Source organism: Kitasatospora sp. NPDC092039 (genome assembly GCF_044756065.1).
Lineage (GTDB): Bacteria > Actinomycetota > Actinomycetes > Streptomycetales > Streptomycetaceae > Kitasatospora.
In genome coordinates, this window is the sequence record NZ_JBIVSD010000023.1 from 36,512 (window position 1) to 55,088 (window position 18,577).

Annotated in this window: 16 protein-coding genes; 13 read left to right on the forward strand and 3 right to left on the reverse strand. The window is 72.4% G+C overall.

The window, feature by feature from the left end:
* Positions 1-11 precede the first annotated feature (11 nt).
* Genes ACIQI7_RS33300 through ACIQI7_RS33310 form a run of 3 tightly spaced genes read right to left on the reverse strand, consistent with a single transcriptional unit; the run spans position 12 to position 3,009 of the window.
* Entirely contained in the window at positions 12-1,019 is a 1,008-nt protein-coding gene (locus tag ACIQI7_RS33300; protein ID WP_401117337.1) for an acetylxylan esterase, read from the reverse strand.
* The gene (locus ACIQI7_RS33305; protein WP_401117339.1) at positions 1,016-1,987 is read right to left on the reverse strand and encodes a nucleoside-diphosphate kinase; all 972 of its coding nucleotides are present in this window, start codon (positions 1,985-1,987) and stop codon (positions 1,016-1,018) included. The genes ACIQI7_RS33300 and ACIQI7_RS33305 overlap by 4 nt, the downstream gene beginning before the upstream one ends.
* Positions 1,988-2,016: 29 nt before the next feature.
* Complete coding sequence (locus tag ACIQI7_RS33310) at positions 2,017-3,009, reverse strand: diiron oxygenase (RefSeq protein WP_401117341.1); 993 nt, start codon at positions 3,007-3,009, stop codon at positions 2,017-2,019.
* Between the two features lie 618 nt (positions 3,010-3,627).
* Here ACIQI7_RS33310 and asnB point away from each other — a divergent pair.
* The 13 genes from asnB (at position 3,628) to ACIQI7_RS33375 (ending at position 18,576) form a co-directional block, all read left to right on the forward strand.
* Entirely contained in the window at positions 3,628-5,844 is a 2,217-nt protein-coding gene (gene asnB / locus ACIQI7_RS33315; protein ID WP_401117343.1) for an asparagine synthase (glutamine-hydrolyzing), read from the forward strand.
* Positions 5,841-6,629 carry a type II CAAX prenyl endopeptidase Rce1 family protein gene (locus tag ACIQI7_RS33320; RefSeq protein ID WP_401117345.1) on the forward strand — a complete coding sequence of 263 codons (789 nt, stop codon included), beginning with the start codon at positions 5,841-5,843 and terminating at the stop codon, positions 6,627-6,629. The genes asnB and ACIQI7_RS33320 overlap by 4 nt, the downstream gene beginning before the upstream one ends.
* Positions 6,622-7,398 (forward strand): hypothetical protein, encoded by a 777-nt coding sequence (locus ACIQI7_RS33325; RefSeq protein ID WP_401117347.1) that lies wholly within the window; start codon positions 6,622-6,624, stop codon positions 7,396-7,398. Before ACIQI7_RS33320 ends, ACIQI7_RS33325 begins: the two co-directional genes overlap by 8 nt.
* Positions 7,398-7,679, forward strand: a complete 282-nt coding sequence (locus tag ACIQI7_RS33330; protein ID WP_401117349.1) for a PqqD family protein — start codon at positions 7,398-7,400, stop codon at positions 7,677-7,679. The genes ACIQI7_RS33325 and ACIQI7_RS33330 overlap by 1 nt, the downstream gene beginning before the upstream one ends.
* 57 nt (positions 7,680-7,736) lie before the next feature.
* The gene (locus ACIQI7_RS33335; protein ID WP_401117351.1) at positions 7,737-9,002 is read left to right on the forward strand and encodes a hypothetical protein; all 1,266 of its coding nucleotides are present in this window, start codon (positions 7,737-7,739) and stop codon (positions 9,000-9,002) included.
* 26 nt (positions 9,003-9,028) lie between these two features.
* Positions 9,029-9,220: a bacterioferritin-associated ferredoxin gene (locus tag ACIQI7_RS33340; RefSeq protein ID WP_401117353.1), complete on the forward strand. Its 192-nt coding sequence runs from the start codon at positions 9,029-9,031 to the stop codon at positions 9,218-9,220.
* Between the two features lie 28 nt (positions 9,221-9,248).
* On the forward strand, positions 9,249-9,764 hold the full coding sequence (locus ACIQI7_RS33345) for a hypothetical protein (RefSeq protein ID WP_401117355.1): 516 nt from the start codon (positions 9,249-9,251) through the stop codon (positions 9,762-9,764).
* Positions 9,765-9,776: 12 nt separating this feature from the next.
* A complete protein-coding gene (locus ACIQI7_RS33350) occupies positions 9,777-11,045 on the forward strand; it encodes an MFS transporter (RefSeq protein ID WP_401117356.1) in 1,269 nt (422 codons plus the stop codon).
* A gap of 293 nt (positions 11,046-11,338) precedes the next feature.
* Positions 11,339-13,951 carry a lantibiotic dehydratase gene (locus ACIQI7_RS33355; RefSeq protein ID WP_401117358.1) on the forward strand — a complete coding sequence of 871 codons (2,613 nt, stop codon included), beginning with the start codon at positions 11,339-11,341 and terminating at the stop codon, positions 13,949-13,951.
* Between the two features lie 48 nt (positions 13,952-13,999).
* Positions 14,000-15,349: a B12-binding domain-containing radical SAM protein gene (locus tag ACIQI7_RS33360; RefSeq protein WP_401117360.1), complete on the forward strand. Its 1,350-nt coding sequence runs from the start codon at positions 14,000-14,002 to the stop codon at positions 15,347-15,349.
* A 1-nt stretch (position 15,350) separates the two neighbouring features.
* Positions 15,351-16,445 carry an arginase family protein gene (locus ACIQI7_RS33365; RefSeq protein ID WP_387758601.1) on the forward strand — a complete coding sequence of 365 codons (1,095 nt, stop codon included), beginning with the start codon at positions 15,351-15,353 and terminating at the stop codon, positions 16,443-16,445.
* Positions 16,442-17,494 carry a hypothetical protein gene (locus ACIQI7_RS33370; RefSeq protein ID WP_401117363.1) on the forward strand — a complete coding sequence of 351 codons (1,053 nt, stop codon included), beginning with the start codon at positions 16,442-16,444 and terminating at the stop codon, positions 17,492-17,494. Before ACIQI7_RS33365 ends, ACIQI7_RS33370 begins: the two co-directional genes overlap by 4 nt.
* The gene (locus tag ACIQI7_RS33375) at positions 17,494-18,576 is read left to right on the forward strand and encodes a PHP domain-containing protein (protein ID WP_401117365.1); all 1,083 of its coding nucleotides are present in this window, start codon (positions 17,494-17,496) and stop codon (positions 18,574-18,576) included. Before ACIQI7_RS33370 ends, ACIQI7_RS33375 begins: the two co-directional genes overlap by 1 nt.
* Position 18,577 lies beyond the last annotated feature (1 nt).

An 18,577-nucleotide genomic window follows, 5' to 3' on the forward strand; every position in this document is an offset into this window, starting at 1 on the left:
CTTCCCTCTCTTCAGGAAACCGGTGCCGCGCCGGACGGCACGGCGTGGACACCGGGACGGTCGCCGAGGACCCCGGCGACGAACTCCACCTCCGCCCGGCGCTGGTAGCCGTTGGGCTCGGCGTGTCCGGCGAAGGGCCACACCCCGATCCGCTTCGGTCCGGCGTAGTGGTGGTACGTGGTGGCGACGGAGGCCGGTGAGCAGACCTGGTCCCGCATCGCGAGGGAGAACAGTGCCGGGCAGGCGGCGCGTTCGGCCAGCGCGACGCCGTCGAAGTAGGCCAGCGTGTCCATCGCGCGGGCGGCGTGCTGCGGATGGAACTGGCAGAACCGCAACAGTTCGCGGTAGGGCTGGCGGTCCGGCAGCCGCGCCGGGTCGGTCACCTCGCACAGGAACGGGGACTCGACCAGCGCCGCCGCCACCCGGTCGTGCAGCGCCGCGGCGGCGAGCGCCAGCAGACCGCCCTGGCTGCACCCGGAGACGACGATCCGCTCCGGGTCCACCGCCGGGTGGGCGAGCGCGGTGTCCACCGCGCGCACGGCGTCGACATAGGCGTCCCGGTAGTAGTACTCGGCCGGGTCCAGCAGGCCCCGGGTGACGAACCCCGGGACCTGCGGGTGCGTCGCACCCACCGGATCGGGGGTGCTACCCGGGCGCAGGTTCGCGCCCCCCTGGCCCCGGGTGTCGACCACCAGCACGGCCCGGCCGACCGCCGGCCACAGCAGCCAGTCCAGCGGGGCCCCGCGGCCCTCGCCGTAGCCCAGGAACTGCACCACGCACCCGACGGCCGCCGGAGCGTGCCGGGGCACGACCAGCCAGGCCGCGATGCGGTGGCCGCGCGAGCCCGCGAAGGACACGTCGTACACCGTGGCGGCGGTCAGCTCAGCGGCGACCTCGGTGAACACCGGGTCCAGCGGGTGTGCCGCCGCGTCCAGGGTGTCCTTCCAGAAGGCGTCGAAGTCCGCCGGGGGCCGACGGACGGAGCTCAGCCCGGCGAGCGCGTCGGGGAGGCCGTTCATGCCCGGACCGCGGCGGTGCGCTGCCAGGACTCGAGCAGGACGTTGGGAAAGATCCGCCCGATGCCCGGTTCGTTGAAGCGCAGGGTGTGCGTGAGCACGCTGAGCAGGTCCCAGTGCTGGGCCGGGCCGTCCGCACCGGCACGCAGGGCCGCGGCGATCCGCCCGACCGGCACCTCCCGGCCGGCCGCGTGGTCGCGCGCCAGATCACCGATCGGCCCGTCGGTCGCGGCCAGCCGGCGCCAGCTGTTGTCCAGGTCCAGGTCGTGCGCGGGGGTCTCGGCCTCCAGCTCCGCGAAGGCGGCGAGGGCCTCGGGCACCGCGTCGTGCCCGCCGCGCACCCGGGCGTGCAGCAGCCGGCGGCGCTCCTCGTCGCACACGATGGCGATCTCGCGCATCACGTCGATCGGCTCGTCCGAGGTGTGGGTGAAGTTGAACAGGCCGTTGACCGCGCCGAGTCGGCTGCGCAGGTGCTCGGGGCGGCGCTGCGCCGGGTCGGACGGCCCCTTGAGGGCGGTCAGCCGGACGGCGGCCGGGACGTCGTCGGGCGTCCAGCGCTCGTCCCGCAGGACCAGCATCACCGAGTCGGACGTACCGAGGACCAGGTCCATCGCGTCGATCCGCTCCCGGCTGGCGAAGTTCAGCTGGAAGCGCCAGGTCTCCCGGACGGTGAGCCGGTGGTGGCGGAAGCGGACCGCGTCGACCGGGCGGAAGCCGTTCTCGCGCAGGGCGTCGAGGGCCGGGCGGTAGCGCCGGCCGGCGGCCGCCTCGGGCTTGAGCACGCACAGGGTGGTGCGCAGCACGTCGTCGAGGTCGTCGCCGAAGAGCCGGCTGCTCTCCCGGAAGTAGTTGTCCACCCCGTACAGCCGTGCCTTGGCCGGCGACCGGGTCACCGTCCGCACCAGGTCGGCGGGGATGTCGTGGAGGAGCACCCCGGGGGCGGCCGCCGTCTCGAGGTCTTCTGTCTTCACCGCGGTGTCCTTCTGGTTCGTTCGTCGGCTCACAGGGAGAGCCCGTCGGTCAGGCCGGCCGCGTGGAACGCGTCCAGGGTCCCCGGGTCGTCCAGCGCGCCGATCTCGGCGAAGTAGCGGGTGGTCGTCCGGCCGGCCTCGGCGATGGAGGCCCGCACCTGGGCGGCCGGGTACGACTCGGCCATGACGGTCTCCGCCTCGCCGGTGCTGAGTCCGGCGGCGAGCAGGGCCCGCGCGACGGCCGGGTAGTCCGGTTCGAGGAAGACCGTGATCAACTCGGGCAGCCAGGGTCCGAGCAGTCGGCGCTGCCGGGCGCTCAGCGAGTGCCAGAAGTACTTGAGCACGCTGTGGAAGTACGCGTGGTGCTTGCCCTCGTCCTCGGCGTGGTCGCGGACCAGGTCGCGGACCGCGGTGGGCAGCCGGCGGTCGCGCGGGAGGTCGGAGAGGATCGCCGAGATCAGCGTCTCGCTGACGATGCAGAAGGCGAGCGACTGAGTACCGCGCAGCTCGGGCTGCATGAGCGCGCGGATCTCCTCCAGCCGGCCGATGAAGGTGGGTTCGGCCAGCTCCAGGGCGATGCCCGCCTCCGCGGCCACCTGGGTCATGAGGTCGCGGGAGAACTGGGCGTGCCAGGCCTCGTCCGTCGAGATCTTGAACGCGTCCTCCCGCATGGCCGCGGCCAGGTCGAGGTCGTCCCGGCCGCGGCTGAGGGCCACGGTGACCGGGAGCACGGCGACGGACTCCAGCTCCGTGGTGAAGTGCAGGTAGTGGCAGAGCCGCTCCACGAGTATGCGGCGAACCGTCTCGGGTGCGGCACCGCGCACAATCGGGTGGGATACCACGGGGACCAGTTCCGGCGGGAAATAAACCTGGCCGTCCGACGGCTGCGCGAGTACGCGGATCGGTTTTATACGAACGCTCGCTCGCTGATCCCAATTACCGAATTTGCTTTGGTACTCGTCCGCTACCGACGACTCCGGGCAGGCAATGACTGACCGTTTTGCGGGCATGAGCTCGACCATAGATCAGGCCCGCCCGACAAGTAAAGGAGAAAACTCCCCGGGGCGTTCGACCAGAGCATCCAGCAGTTTTCGCCCGCAAATGGGACACACCCCCCTCCACGCCCCCCGGCAGGGGAATTCGGACAAACCGGCTGGATCGCCGGCCACACGAGCCGACGGAGCCTCAGAAGCAACAGCAGCCAGGGCCGATCAGGGGTTGACCGCGACTCCTCAACCGCGATAGGAAGTTAACGCAGCGGTTACGGAGATGACTCCGAACCGCCCGGTACGGGGGTACCAGCGCCGCACTTCCGCTCATTCCGAGCACTGCGGGTGTGCTGATGAGAGTTTCGGTGGGATCGACGGTGCCTTGTTCACCGTTGTGACACATCGCGTTGCGTCAACGCACCCACGCGGAACTGAATCCTCCGAATCCATGCCAAAGGAGGAGGTGAAAGTCATGAAGAAGTACATCAAGCCGTCTGCCAAGAAGGTCGGCACGGGCACCATCCTGTCGAACGGCGTCTGATGACGCGTTGTGCGCCACGCCCGGAAACGGGCGTGGCGCACCTTTCGGAGCCTCCTGTCGATTTCCCAGTGGCTCGCTTTTTCTGTTTTTCAGCGGACGGAGTGTGGAGAATGTGTGGCATCGCTGGGGTAGCCCGGATCGACGGGACTGCCCTGCCCGAGGAGGCCGGTGGACTCCTGGAGGCGTTCGCCCGCACACTCGCCCACCGCGGACCCGACGACCGGCGACTGCTCTGTGACGGCCCCGTGGGCATGGCCTTCAACCGGCTCTCCCTGGTCAACCCGGAGGACGGCGCCCAACCGCTCGTCAGCTCGGACGGCGATCTCGTCCTGATCGCCAATGGCGAGGTCTACAACCACCGGGAGCTCGCCGCCGGCCTGCCCGCCGGCACCCGGCTGAGCACCGGCTCCGACTGCGAGGTACTCCTCTACCTCTACCAGCGCGACGGTCTGCGCTTCCTCGACCGGGTGAACGGCATGTTCGCCTTCGTCCTGTGGGACCGCGCCCGCGGCGTCCTGCTGATGGGGCGCGACCGCTTCGGCATCAAGCCGCTCTACTACCACCGCAACGACGAGCGCATCGTCTTCGGCTCGGAGATGAAGGCCCTGTTCGCGGACGGCGCCACCCCGCGCCGGGTCGACTGGAGCCGCGCGCTCAGCGAGTACGACATGAACGCCACGCCCGGGTTCGTGCACGGCCGCATCACCACCTGGTTCGAGGACATCCGGATCGTGGCACCCGGCACGATCCTGCAGATCCGCCTCCAGGACGGCGCCACCAGCGAGCACCGCTACTGGGAACTGCCCGGCCCCGACGCCCACTCCGACATGACGGACGAGGACTACGTCGCCGAGTTCCGCGACCTGCTCGCCGCTTCCGTCGCCGACTGCGCCACCGCCGACACCGAGCTCGGCCTGTTCCTCAGCGGGGGCATCGACTCCGCCGCCGTCGCGGCGCTCGCCCCGGGCGGCGGCCTCCAGACCTTCACCGCGCTGACGCCCGGCACCGCCCTCAACGGCGACGCCCGCGGCGGCCACCGGACCGCCGAACTGCTGGGCCTGACCAACCACCAGGTGCTCATCGGCTCCGACCGCGTCCCCGGCCCGCAGGAGTGGCGCGACCTCGTCTGGCTGGCGGAGACCCCGATGGTGGGCCCCGAGGTCTTCTACAAGTTCGAGATGCACCGCTTCGCCCGGCAGAACTTCCCCGACATCAAGGGCATGCTGCTGGGCGCCGCCGCCGACGAGATCAACGGCGGCTACATCCCGAACTTCGCCGGCGAGGGCGGCGACTGGGACTCCTTCGAGGCCAACCTCCGTGACCTGCACCGACGGCAGGCGCTGGAGCGCAACCCGAGGCTCGGCCACTGGTGGGAGCACGAGGGCGTCCCGCTGCTCAACGACGCGGTCATCGACCCCTCCTCGCGGTACGCGGACGACCACTACGCCGGCTACTTCGCCTGGCAGTACCGCACGTTGGAGCAGTACAACGTCTGGCACGAGGACCGCACCGCCGCCGGGAACGGGGTCGAGGCCCGCGTCCCCTTCCTCGACCACCGCCTCGTCGAACTCGTCGCCCGGATCCCCGCCGACCGCCGCTCGGCGCTGCTGTGGGACAAGCGCATCGTCCGCGAGGCGATGAAGGGCATCCTGCCCGAGGAGATCCGCACCCGCCCCAAGGGCTACTTCTTCTACGGCGAAGGCGCCCGGCACACCAACCGCGTCCTGACCCGGATCCTCGCCCAGGACGGCGCCGCCCTCCTGGAGGAGGCCCTGTCCAGCGACAACGCGCGCCGCCACCTCGACGCCGACGGGCTGCGCACCACCCTCGACCGGCTGGTGCACAGCCCCAGCACCGGCAGCATCGAGCTGCTGCTACGGCTCGTCAACCTCGGCCTGCTGGAGACGATGACCGCACAGCTGCCGGCGGCGCCGGCGCTGGCCGCCGCCCGTCCCGTCCCGGTGGAGCTGAAGATCGGCGACTGGGAGCGCGAGGCCCCGGAGATCCTCGCCCGGGTCGTGAGCGAACCGGAGATCGACCGCCAGGCGGTCTACGCGCTGGCCGACAACGCCCTGCTCGCCACCGTGCCCGCGCAGCCGGACTCCTGGTTCGTGGTGGTCGACGGAAGCTTCGAGTACGAGATCTCGGCCTCCGAGGACGCCGCCTGGCTGGCACTGCTGCAGTCCCTCGACGGCACCCTCACCCTGGCCGAGGCTCTGGCCAAGACCGGCGGTGAACTCGCCGACGTGGCCGAGCTGTTCCAGGAGGCCCTGGCCGTCGGTCTGATCACCGTGGAGTCCGGGGCCGGGGAGCCGGCCCTGCGATGAGTACGCCGCCCCCGGCGCCCGCGGCCGCCGACACCGGTTTCCTGGCCCACGCCTTCGACCGCGCGGCCTGGCCGCCGCAGCTCGTGCGCCTGCTGTCGGCGGCCGTGATGGTCGCCTTCGCGGTGGCGCTCTGGTCCCAGGGCGGAGCCTGGCGCGCCGCCGCCGCGCTCGTCGCCCTGGACGCCCTGGCCGGACTGCTGCCGTGGCGAATGCCGCGGACCCTGCGCACCGGCGTCGCCTACTGGAGCGAGAACGCGATCGCCGTCGCCGTCCCGATCTCCTTCGTCGCGGTCGCCGCCACCACCGGCATGCCCTGGCTCACCCGGGGCACGGCCTGGTGGTGGTACGCCGTGGCGCTCGGGGTGGCCGCGGTCCTGCTGCTGGCCGGCGGGATGAACTTCCGGCTGCTCGTCTCCGGCGACCTGGCCTTCCTCGTCGGCCCGTCCACCCCGCTCCAGGCGCGGACCAGGGTGGCGACGGGCGTCCTGGCGCCCTTCGGTGAAGAGGCGCTGTACCGGTCGTTCGCCGTCACGGCGGTCGGGCCGGCCGGCCTCGTGGTCCCGCTCCTGGGCGCGGCCGCGTTCATCGCCCGCCACCACGTCGGCGACAGCCACTGGCGCAAGGCGCCGCGGGTCCTGGCCGTCGAACTCCTGGCCGCTCTCTCCCTGCTGGCCCTGGTCGCGCTGTCCGGCTCGATCCTCCCCGCGCTGCTGGCCCACCTGGTCAACAACGCGCCGTCCGTCCTGCTCGAGCACCAACGTTCACAGAAAGAGAGCCATGGCTGACAACTCGTCCTCCTGTCTACCGGAGTTGCGCGCCCAAGGCCTCCTCCCGGACGCCCCGCTCTGCATCTTCCAGGCGGGCTCAATCGTGCGCGGCTGGGGCAACCCGAGCAGCGACATCGACCTGTTCGTCATCACCGGGGAACCGTGGAGCGGCAGCCTCGGCGGCGCCCCGATCCCGTTCGGCGCGGACGAGTTCCGCGCCATCGAGACGTACGCCGACGGCACCCGCTGCGACATCCGGTACCTGACCGACAAGCAGATCGACACCGTCCTGTCGAAGGTCTCGCACCAGGCCTTCGAGAGCGCCGTGGGCGAGGGCGTCCAGCTCGACCGCCAGGAGACGGTCACGCTGGAGTGGCTGAGGCACGGCCAGGCTCTCGAGAACGCGGACTGGCTGACCCGGCGCGCGCAGGAGCTCGCGGACTCCGCCTTCGGCTCCGTCCTGGTGCAGCGCGGCCTGAACTACTCCGACACCCGCGTCGAGGACGCCGTGGGGCAGATGGCGATCGGCGACCTGGAGAGCGCGGTCCTCTCGGCCCGCGTCGCCCTGGAGTACGCCGTGGACGCGCTGCTCGCCTCGCACGCCGAGTACGGCCAGAACGCCAAGTGGCGGGCCAGGCGCTTCCGGGCCGTGGAGCAGTCGGTGCTGTCCTTCGACGAGTACTGGGCGCTGGAGACGATGCAGTCGTTCGACCCGGCCGACCCGGCGGCGTGGGTCAACGAAGTCCTGCCCGTGTGCCGCCGGATCTCGATGAGCGTGGTCCTCTGATGGCAGAGCACCTCGACCTCCCCGTCGACCGGGTCCCGTCGTACCGGCCCGACGTCCGGGTCCGCAACCTGCGCGGGAAGTTCCTCGTGGCCGTGGGCAAGGACGCCTTCGAGCTGTCCGAGACGGCCGGCTTCATCTGGAAGCAGATCGACGGACGGAACTCGATCGCCGACATCGGCCGGCTGCTGGCCGCCGAGTACGGCATCGATGCGGAGACCGCCACCGCAGACACCAAGGAAATTCTGGAATATCTCGCGACGACCGGCTCCGTCGTCTTCTGACGCCCGCACCAGGTCGGACGTGGCGGTGGACCGCGAGATGGACTCGATAGGAAAGAGATGAAGACCACCATGCTCACAGCGAACACCTCGCTGTCCCCCGAGCGCACCCGACCCCTCTCCGTGACCTGGAGCGACGGCCGGCTGTCCGTGTCCGACGCGCCGAACGCCGACGCCGGCTCCGACGGCTACTTCGTACCGAGCCTGCCGGTCGAGGTCCACTGCCACGGCCTGGGCAACGTCGACTTCTCCGACTTCAGCCGGATGGACCTGAAGGAGCTCAACGAGGCCGCCCGGGCCGAGGGGATCGTCTGCATCCCCACGCTCTACCTGCGCCAGGAGCGCCTCGACGGCTTCGTCGGGTTCATGGGCGAGTTCTCCCGGATGCGCGCCGACGGGGAACTCCCCCACATCGGGGCGATCGCCCTGGAGGGCCCGCTGGTCGCCAGCTTCGGCGGCACCCCGGCCAGCTCGGTCTGGGCGCCCTCCCGCGCGGAGTGGGAGAAGCTCGCGTCCTGCGGTCCGCTCGGCCTGGTCTACCTCATGGTCTCGCCCGACGCCCTGACGCCCGGCTCGTACCTCGCGCCGGCGCTGCCGACGGGCTACCCGGACCTCGAATGGATCGTCACCACCCTGGTGGAGCGCGGCGTCCGGCCGGCTCTGGGCCACTTCACCCGGGAGGACCCCCAGCTGGGTGCCGACTGCGTGGAGACCGCGATCGGCGCGGCCGAGGCCGCGGACTTCCCCGGCCGGGGCGTCCGGGTCATCACGGACCACCTCTTCAACGAGATGCCGCTGCTGATCAAGCACGCGTTCCGCACCTCCCGGGCGAAGGCCGAGCGCGACGCGGTCATCGCCTCGTACGACCTGCCCTCCTGGTCCCTCGCGGACCTGCACGAGCAGGTCGGCCCGGTGCCCGCCGCGATCATCCGCGCCGCGCACGCCGGCCGGATCACCGCCTGCCTCAACTTCGACGGCGAGCACGTCGACTTCGCGATCGCCAAGCGGGCGGTCGAGCTGGCCGGTCCCTCGAACATGATGCTGATGACGGACCGCAGCGACACCCCGGACCTGGGCGGCCAGCACCTCCACCGCGAGGCCGAGAACTCCCTCTGGTACCAGCACGAGGGCGTCGTCGCGGCCGGCACCCAGCCGATCGACCAGCAGATCGCCAACGTCCGCGGCCTGGGCGTCCCGGAGTCCGACATCTGGCACCTGGTCTCCTTCACCGCCCACCGCACGTTCTTCCCGGACGTCGACCTGCTCGCCCGCGAGCCGCAGCGCGGCTGCTTCGTCATCGACGGCAAGCGGATCGCCGTCGGCTGATCCGGCAGCCCGGAGGGGGCTCGACCATGGCCCTGTACGACCCCGACCCCGACTGCATCGTGTGCGTGTGCCGAGTGGTCTCCGAGGCGGAGATCGTCGCCGCGATCCGGGCGGGAGCGGACTCGCCGGCCGACATCGGTGCCCGCTGCCTGGCGGGCACGGGCTGCGGCGGCTGCGGCGAGGCGCTCCAGGAACTGATCGAGGACTTCGGTCGCTGACCACACCGACGAACGGGGAGGAACAACCATGGACACACCGGTGGACGAGGCGGTCCTGCGGGCCTTCATGGGCACGCTGCCGCCGACCCCGCACATCCGGGTGGCCGAGTTCACCCCGGGCCGCCCGGAGCTCGACACCGCCCGGCTGGAGGGCATGGAGACCATCTACGCCAAGGTCACCGGCCGACGGCCCGTCATCACCCTGGACCAGGCGCGACCCGACCCCTCGGCCTTCGGGGACGGAGTGCTGAACGGCATCTGGTGCGGCCGGGAGGAGCCGTTCTCCGCGCCCAAGGAAGCCCTGACGACGCTGAACGGCTACTGCCGGACACTGATCCCGCACGGCGCCCTGCACCTGGAAATGGGCCGTCCCCGCTGGGAGAGCGGCGACACCGCCGACGAGTTCCTCGGCATCCTCGCCGCGACGGGCTTCCACCCCGAGCGGGTCGAGTGCGAGCCGGCCCGCATCCGGGTCCTCGCGATCAGGAAGTGGCGCTGCTGCGCTGACGGCCCACGCCGACTGTACGACACCCACGCCGTCTAGTAGGAGCCCACCATGACGTCCCCGACGCAGCCCGCACCGCCCGACCGGTCGGTGTTCTGGCGGATCTGGACCGCGCACAGCACCAGTGCCTTCGGCACGGCCGTCACCACCGTCGCGATGCCGCTGGTGGCCGTCCTCGAACTGGACGCCGGCACCTTCGAGACGAGTGTGGTGGCGGCGGCGGGCATGTGCGCCTGGCTGCTGTTCGGGCTGCCGGCCGGGGTGATCGTGGACCGGCTCCCGCTGCGCCCCGTCCTCGTCGGCGCCGACCTGCTCCGGGCCGCGGCGCTGGTGTCGGTGCCGACCGCCGTCTACCTCGACGTGCTGACCCTCGCCCAGCTCGTGATCGTCGCCTTCGTGATCAGCGTGGCGAGCGTGATCTTCGAGGTGGGCTACTCGACGTACCTGCCGGCGGTGGTCGCCAAGGAGCGGCTGATCGCCAGCAACAGCATGATCCAGGGCAGCGAGTCGGTCTCCCAGATCGCGGGCCCGGCCCTCGGCGGCAGCCTGGTCCAGGCGCTCGGCGCCGCGTACAGCCTGATCGCGGACGTGGTCAGCTACGTCGTCTCGGCGACGCTGCTGATGACCGTCCCCTCGCCCCGCGGCGGCGGGGCGAGGAAGGCCGATCGCAACATGGCGGCCGAGATCCGCGAGGGCATCGAGTACGTCCGGCGGCACCCGGTGATCAGCCGGCTCGTCTTCGTCGGCACCGGGTTCAACTTCGCCACCGCGGCGATCGACGCGCTCACCGCCGTCTTCCTCGTCCGCACGGTGGAGGCCGACTCCTACGTCGTGGGCCTCCTGATCGCCGGCCTCGGCCTGGGCGGGGTCCTCGGCGCGGCCGTCACGACCTCCCTGGTCAAGTGGCTGGGCGCCACCCGGGCGGCGGTCCTCACCTTGTTCGCCGCCCCGCTCTCCGCGCTGCTGATGCCGTTCACCTCCTCGGGCTGGGGCCTGTCCCTGTTCCTCCTGGGCAACGTGGGCTGGGGCGCCTGCACCGTCACCTTCGCCATCATCGGCCGCACCTACCGCCAGACGGCCGTCGCACCGGAGCTGCTGCCGCGCGTGGTGGCCACCGTCCGGTTCGTCTCCTGGGGCGTCTTCCCCGTCGGCGCCCTGCTCGCGGGCGTGCTCGGCGAGGCGTTCGGCAACCGCACCGCCCTGCTGGCCTGCTGCCTGTGCACCCTGCTGATCCCCGTTCCGGTGCTCGCCTCCCCGCTGCGCAAGAGGAGCGACTTCCTCGACCCCGAGGCCGCCGCACCGGTCGAGCCCGCGCGGTGAGCGGACCCGTGCCGCGGAAGCCGTACGGTGCGTGACCCCGTCCAGGAGCCGGAGCCGGCTCCTGGGCACCGTGCTGCCCACCACCCTCCGATGTCACATCAAGTTCCGGGCCGTTCAGGACGATTGCTCCCATCCCAACCGCCGACTCCTGCCACACCACCTCGGATTTCGGTTGGCCACCGGTCAATCTTGGCCGGAAATCGGCGTGGTGACCGCATCGTTATTGAAAGCCCCCTCGACACGTTGTTATGGTCACGAACTGTCGTGATCAAGTCACACAGCTGGGGGCGATCTTGAACGAGACGAAGCGGCGCCCGGACGACACGCGGACTCCCGAGGAACCCGGCCCGGGAGCCGGCCGCGCCCCGGGAGCCGACCCGGACGGCGGCACCGGCTGGTCGCTCGCCCCGGTCGCGATGCTCCGCCACGCGGGCTACCCGCTCTCGCTGCTGGACCGCGTCGTCGCCCCCTCGACCACCCGGGCCGCCGACACCGTGCTCGCCCTGCGGGACGAAGCCGCGGAGCTGGGGCGGCAGTTGAAGGCCGCCCTGCGCGCGGAGCGGGCCGGCACCCGGGGCGACCTCGCCTCCGGCGTCGGCATGCTCCGCCCCTTCCCGCCCGCCGACCTCACCCGGCTCGAAGCCGAACTCGGCCCGGCCGCCCTGGACTGCGCCAAGCGCTACCAGGACGCGGCGCAGGCCCTGGACGCCCACTGGACGGCCTTCGAGCAGGAGCACGCCGCCGACCTCGCCCACGCCCGCCGCACCGTGGTGGACCTGTTCCGCGAACCCTCCCTCCAGCAGGTCCTGCTGCTGTCCAACGACGCCCGCTTCGAGGAGTTCACCGCCTGGATCGCCTCCGGCGGCGAGGGATCGGACGGGCACGTCCGGCGGATGACCGACCTGCTCGCCATGTACCTCCAGCGGGTCACCACCAAGAACGAGACCCACTCGCACTTCGGCCCGCTCGCGGTCGCCCGGACGGCGCCGGAGGGCACCGCCGCCGCCGGCGTCACCTGGTCCACCGGCCCGCTGCGCCGGATCGCCCTGCTCAGCCACTGGGCCGGCGAGGCGCTGGCCGAGGTGTTCAGCGCCCGGCCGGAGACCTTCGAGACGGTGCGCCCCCGCCGGCGGCCGCTCGCCTTCGCCGAGGGCCCCGTGGTCCGGCTGTACGCCTTCGAGACCACCACCGGCATGCCGGACGGCTGGCGCTTCGTCGCGGTGAAGTCCGACACCTTCGACGCCGACCGCTCCTGGCTCTGGGAGCACTGCGACGGGGAGCGCACGGTGGCGCAGCTGCGCGCCGCCTGGGCCGGGCGCCCGGACCGCCCCGCCGACCGGAGCTTCGACCGGGTGCTGGCCGAACTCGTCGACCAGGACTGGCTGATCGGGCGCTGGGAGATCCCGATCGGGTCCACCGACGTGCTGCGCTCACTGGCCGGCCACCTCGCCGACGACTCCCCCGACCGCGCCGTGGTGCGGCGCTTCGAGGACGGGCTGCGCCGCTTCGCCGAGGGCCCGACGGCCGAGCGCGCGGCCCTGCTCGGCGAGCTCAAGGCGACCTTCGAGGAGGTCACCGGCGCCGCCGCCAACCGCTCCGAGGGCCGCCACTACGCGGACCGCGCCATCCTGTACGAGGAGGCGTACAGCCCGGTCCGGGACGTCGTCCTGGGCCCGGACGTCGCCGGGCTGATCAGCCGCGAGCTGTCCGCGGTCTACGACCTGACGCTGCTCGTCCCCCGGCTGCGTGTGCGCCGCGAACTGGCGGTCCTGCACCGCTGGACGGCGCGGCGCTTCGGCCTCGGCACGCCCGTACCGCTGCCGGACTTCTACGCCGCCTTCTTCGCCGACAAGCCGCGGCTCGCCGTGGAGTGCGAGGAGGTGGACCGGGAGATCGCGGCGCTCGACCGGGAGGTCGTCGACCTGCTGCTGGACGGCGCCGAGGACGGCCGGCACGAGAGCGTCGTCGACCGGGCCCGGCTGGAGGAGCTGCTCGCCCGCCACCCGGACACCCCGCCCGCGCTGTGCAACCCGGACGTCATGCTCGCCGCGCCGGACGCCGCCGCGATCGCCCGCGGCGACTTCCTCGCCGTCGTCGGCGACTGCCACGCGGTGCGCGAGGCGCTCACCCACTCCAGCTTCGCCCCGATGCTCCAGGCCGAGGCGCCGGAGCTGCTCGACGAGATCCACGCCCGCTACCAGGGGCTGCTCGACGAGGACGAGGTGCTGGTCGACCTCTCCCGCTCGCACCCCGACAAGACCGGCGCCCAACTCACCTACCCCTGCCCGGACCTGGAGGTGTACGGGCTCTCCCCGAAGGCCCGCGGCGACGTCCTCCAGCCCGGCGGCCTGTACCTGGTGGCCACCCCCGACCGGGTGGAACTGCGCGCCAACGGCGTCGAGGGCCGACTGAAGCTGCTCGCCCCGCTGGCCGGCGGCCCCAGCATCCGCCAGGACCCGCTCTCCCCGTTCGCCTTCCCCCGGCACTTCGGCGGCGTCGGCATCCGTGACCGGGACCGCGACCACGTGCCCCGGATCCGCTGCGGCCGGATCGTGCTGCACCGGGAGCGCTGGCGCGTCCCCGCCGAGGCCCTGCGCGGCTGGAGCCCCGGCGTCCACCGGTCCAAGGGCGACGCCGCCGAGTTCGCCGCCGCCCGCCGGCTGCGCCGCGAACTCGGCCTGCCGCGCCGCGGCTTCCTGAAGATCCCCGGCGAGCCGAAACCGGTCTACGTCGACTGGGACTCGCCCCTCATCGTCCGGCAGGTCTTCCGGCTCGCCCGGAGGACGGCCGTTCCCCTGGAGTTCAGCGAAATGCTCCCCGCCCCGGAGCACCTCTGGCTCGACATCGACGGAGAACGTCACACCAGCGAGCTGCGCTGTGCGGTCTTCTCGCGCCGTAACCACTGAGTGCTCCACGTCGAGGACCCCACGCCCTCACCGACCGAAGGCACGGCCATGACCAAGAGCTGCATCGTCCAGTTGCCCTTCCCCTCCAGCCACGACCCCGACCCCAACCTGTCGCGCTACTACGACGACTACGACCGGCGCTTCCGGGCCCTGCTGCCCGAGTACTTCATCCCGACCGACGGCCTGTGGGAGATGCCCCTGTGGGTCGCCCACCTGACCGCCCTGCTGAACACCGCGGGCCTGGACTCCGTCTTCCGCGACCTGTCCCGGACCCCGGCCGAGCCGGAGGACTGCGCCGAGCCGCTGCTCGACGCGACCGCCCCCGGTGACCTGGTCCTGATGTCCCCGCTCGCCCAGAACCTCCGCCTCGCGCTGGAGGTGGCCAAGCGGCTGGAGCACGCCGGGCGGCGCGTCGTCCTCGGCGGGAACATGGCCCCGCTCGCCCCGGACGGCGCCGTGCACGCCGTGCACCGCGGCCAGCTCGACGCGACCTTCGTGCGCCGGCTGGTCGAACTCGCCTCCGGGTCCGGCGGCAGCCTGGAGAAGCCCCTGCTGCCCGGCCTGGTGTCCGACCGGATCACCTGGGCGCCGGACTACCGCCACCTCGGCGGCTACCAGGGCCGGGTGCCGCTGCTGCGGCTCAACGCCAGCCACGGCTGCCTGTACCAGTGCTCGTTCTGCGGCGACGCCTGGAGCAAGCAGCTCACCCTGGTCGCCAAGGACGCGCTCGCCCAGGAGGTGGACGAGCTGACCAGCCGGTTCCCGGACACCCGGCTCTTCTACATCGGCGACAAGACCTTCGGCCAGTCCCGCGAGGCCGTCGCCAACCTGCTGGACGTCTTCCGGGACCGCCCCGGCTACCGCTTCATCGTGCAGACCCACGTGATGCAGGTGAAGGAGTGGATCGTCGAGGCCATGCTCGAACTCGGCGTCGTCGCCGTGGAGCTCGGCTTCGAGTCCGCCGACTCGCAGATGCTGAAGCGGCTCAACAAGCTCTCCCGCGGCCTGGACGACTACACTTCGAAGATCCGTCAACTCAGCGACGCCGGGCTGAAGATCGTCCTCAACATGATGGGCGGCCTGGACGAGGAGACGGAGGCCGCGCACGGCCAGACCGTCAGCTGGATGCGGGAGAACGAATCGGCGCTGTGGCTCTTCAACCTCTACAACTTCGTCCCGTACCCGCTCACCCCGGACTTCCCCCGGCTGCGCGAGCGCATCTTCAACTGGGACTTCGCCGACTGGCGGGAGGACGCCCCGGTCGTCTACCGGCCCCGGCACCTGTCCCCGGAGGACAGCTGGGAGCTGTTCCAGGAGAAGATCGCCGCCGCGCACGCCATCATCCGCGACCCGTTGCCCGTCGCCGCACCCGTCGCACCCGCCGTGCAGGAGAACTGACATGACCGAGCTGCCCGACTTCGAAGCGCTCCAGAACAGCGTCAAGCCCGAGGACTTCGAGCAGGACCCGCTGCCGGGCTGGGCCGGCGTCGGCACCCTCTTCGGCGCCCCCACCACCACCGCCGACCAGGTCGACGTCGGCGAGCGGGGCTGGGTGGTGTCCGGAGTGCCCTTCGACGCCACCGCCAGCTCCCGCCCCGGCGCCGCGGAGGGGCCGCGGGCGATCCGCCAGGCCAGCCTGGTCTTCTCCAGCTACCTCACCAGCCTCGGCCAGTGGCGGATGCTGGACACCCGCACCGGGCAGACCTTCCGCTACCACGCGCCCCGCGTCGCGGACGCCGGCGACCTGCACATCTACCCGACGGACACGGTGAAGACCTTCCAGGCCGTCGCCGCCGAGAGCCGCCGGCTCAGCCGCAACGCCCCGAACCTGGTCTTCCTCAACGGCGACCACTCGTGCACCTTCCCCACCTTCGCCGGCTTCCGCGCCGGACGGCTCGACCGCGGCGCCGGCCGGGTGGGGTTCGTCAACATCGACCACCACTTCGACTTCGGCAACTGGAGCACCCTGCACGGGCCGCTCTACCACGGCTCCAACTCCCGCCGGATCAGCGAGATCCCGCAGATGCGCCCGGAGGACATCGCCTTCGTCGGCGTGGGGGACGTGACCAAGTACGACCAGTTCCGCGGCCTGATCGACAGCGGCTTCCACGTCGTGCCCGGCTCCCAGATCACCCGGGACGGCGCCGCCGCGGCCCTGCGCCCGGTGATCGAGGAGCTCGGCTCGCGCTGCGACACGGTCTACGTCTCCCTCGACATCGACGTGCTCGACAGCGCCGCGGCGACCGGCACCGGGCACGTCACCATGGGCGGCATCGGCATCGGCGACCTCCTCGACGTCTACGAGGAGCTGCGGGCGCTGCCCGTCGGCGCCGTCGACATCGCCGAGATCGCGCCCCGCTACGACCCGTCGGGCGGCACCGCGCAGATCGCCGCCCGGCTGCTCTTCGAGTTCCTGTTCCGCACCGAGGGAGCCCCGGCCGAACTCGCGCCCTGGGCCCCCGGCCCCACCTCCGCACCCCTGGAGCACCGGTGAGATTCACGCCCCACGAAGCGCAGTTCGACTGTTCCCGGCTGGTCACCGGGGCCCCCGCCGAGCGCGAGCACGCGCTGGACGCCCTCGCCGCCGAGGCCGTCGAGGTCATCCACCGGGTCGGCTACGCGGTCTTCCGGATCGGCCGGCTCCGGCTCGGGATCGAGGACAGCCGCCGGCTGTCCACCGGCATCGTCGAGCGCGTGCGCACCGCGCTGATCGCCCGCGGCGCCCCCGCGCGGATGCGGCTGGAGGTCGACCGGGCGCAGCAGACCTACGTGCCCGAGGGCTACACCACCCGGACCCTGCTGCCCCACCACGACGGCCAGCACTGCTCGTACCTGACGCCCAGCCTCCAGGACGCCCCCGACTGGGACCCGGCCCGGCGCACCTACGGCGACTCCGGGTACACCACCACCCCCGCGCACAAGATGTACCAGGGCATCTTCCTGCCCGAGGTCGGCGAGGGGCTGAGCGTCACCACGTACTACGACTGGCTCGGCGTGATCGACGACGTGCTGGAGCGGCGCGGCATCGACCGCGGGGACGACCCGGCGGCCACCGCGGCCCGCTGGCTCGGCGACAACCTGAGCCGCGGCCTGGCGCGCCAGTCGGAGCACGGCTGCGCCTACCCCTCGGTGGGCGCCATGCTCGGGCTGGAGGAGCCGTTCTGGCACGGCCTGTCCTTCCACCACAGCGAGGCGGTGCTGACCAAGGAGGAGCGGCGGCGCTACCCCGCCGCGGTGCTGCTGGCCCAGGGCTGCGCCTGCGGCGAGTGCCGGGGCGAGGCGGCCCGGCTCTTCTGCCACCAGCTGCTGACGGCCACCGGCCTGACCTGGGCGGCGTTCCGCCGGCGCTGGGAGGTGCTCGCCCCGGGCGAGCACTGCGACCTGCTGCTCGGCCACAACCTGACCATGCTGCACGGCGGCCTGGCCGGCGGCGCCGGGCGGATCATCGAGCCGCTCTGCCTGGTCGTGGACGACCCGTCCGGCCCCGAGTACGAGCGCTGGCTGGCCGCCTCCTGGCGGCGCACCCTGCCCGGAGCCGGCTGATGCGGGGGGCGCCCGCCACCCTGGCCACCCCGGTCGACCTGCACCTGCACACCCGGTACTCGGACGGGGACGAGGCCCCGTCCGAGCTGGCCCGGCGGTGCGTGGAGGCCGGGCTGCGGGTGGCCGCCGTGACGGACCACAACACCGTCGCGGGCGTCGCCGCCTTCGAGCGGGCCGCCGGCGGGCGCCTCACCGTGGTACCGGCCTGCGAGATCACCACCACCTGGCGCGGCGAGGAGACCCACTGCCTGGCCTACTTCGTCGACCCCGGCGACGAACCGTTCCGGCAGCGGATCGGGCGCGTCCACGACGCCGAACTGGCTTGGTGGCGCACCTGGACCGACCGGGCTCGGGCCCTCGGCGTGCCGCTCGACCGGGCGGACGTCGAACGCCGCGTCGGCGGCGACCGGGTGGCCTACGTCAACGACTACCTGGCCCTGCTGCTGGAGGCGGCGCGGGACGACCCCCGGTTCGCCCCGTACGCCGACGGCGACGACCGGTTCGCCCGGTTCATCGCCGACTGGTGCCGGCCCGGTCGGCCGCTGCACGTCGAACACCCGGTCAACCCCGACCTGGTGGACGTGCTGTCCTGGATCGAGCAGGCGGGCGGGGTCGCCGTCCTAGCCCACCCCGGCCCGCACACCGCCGGGCTGGACACCCCGGAGTGCGCGGCGCTGCTGGAGCCGCTGCGCGCGGCCGGGCTCGCCGGGCTGGAGGTGTGGACCAGCTGGCACACCCCGGCCGACAGCGCCCGGCTCGCCGGGGCGGCCGAGCGGCTCGGCCTGGTCGCCACCGCCGGGTCCGACTACCACGGGGTGCGGGTCAAGCCGTGGGCGCCGCGCCCCGGCCTGCTGCCCGCGCTGCCCGCCGAACCGCTGGCCGTCCTGGACGCCCTGCACGACCGGCGGCCGTCCGGCAGCGCCGGCGTGCGGTCCGCCGTTCCGCCCGCCACGACCGGCCCCACCGCCGTCCCGTCCGGCAGCACCACCGTCCCCGGCACCACCGCCGTCCCCGGCACCACCGCCGTCCCCGGCACCGCCGCCACGACCGACGTCCCCCCGTCCGCACGAGTCCCCAGGTGAG

Excerpts from the sequence above, each read along its gene's own strand:
- ACIQI7_RS33310 (WP_401117341.1), bottom strand. The coding sequence starts at position 3,009 with ATGGTCGAGCTCATGCCCGCAAAACGGTCAGTCATTGCCTGCCCGGAG.
- ACIQI7_RS33345 (WP_401117355.1), top strand. The coding sequence starts at position 9,249 with ATGGACACACCGGTGGACGAGGCGGTCCTGCGGGCCTTCATGGGCACG.
- ACIQI7_RS33330 (WP_401117349.1), top strand. The coding sequence starts at position 7,398 with ATGGCAGAGCACCTCGACCTCCCCGTCGACCGGGTCCCGTCGTACCGG.
- ACIQI7_RS33335 (WP_401117351.1), top strand. The coding sequence starts at position 7,737 with ATGAAGACCACCATGCTCACAGCGAACACCTCGCTGTCCCCCGAGCGC.
- ACIQI7_RS33350 (WP_401117356.1), top strand. The coding sequence starts at position 9,777 with ATGACGTCCCCGACGCAGCCCGCACCGCCCGACCGGTCGGTGTTCTGG.
- ACIQI7_RS33300 (WP_401117337.1), bottom strand. The coding sequence starts at position 1,019 with ATGAACGGCCTCCCCGACGCGCTCGCCGGGCTGAGCTCCGTCCGTCGG.
- asnB (WP_401117343.1), top strand. The coding sequence starts at position 3,628 with ATGTGTGGCATCGCTGGGGTAGCCCGGATCGACGGGACTGCCCTGCCC.
- ACIQI7_RS33375 (WP_401117365.1), top strand. The coding sequence starts at position 17,494 with ATGCGGGGGGCGCCCGCCACCCTGGCCACCCCGGTCGACCTGCACCTG.
- ACIQI7_RS33365 (WP_387758601.1), top strand. The coding sequence starts at position 15,351 with ATGACCGAGCTGCCCGACTTCGAAGCGCTCCAGAACAGCGTCAAGCCC.
- ACIQI7_RS33340 (WP_401117353.1), top strand. The coding sequence starts at position 9,029 with ATGGCCCTGTACGACCCCGACCCCGACTGCATCGTGTGCGTGTGCCGA.
- ACIQI7_RS33320 (WP_401117345.1), top strand. The coding sequence starts at position 5,841 with ATGAGTACGCCGCCCCCGGCGCCCGCGGCCGCCGACACCGGTTTCCTG.
- ACIQI7_RS33325 (WP_401117347.1), top strand. The coding sequence starts at position 6,622 with ATGGCTGACAACTCGTCCTCCTGTCTACCGGAGTTGCGCGCCCAAGGC.
- ACIQI7_RS33360 (WP_401117360.1), top strand. The coding sequence starts at position 14,000 with ATGACCAAGAGCTGCATCGTCCAGTTGCCCTTCCCCTCCAGCCACGAC.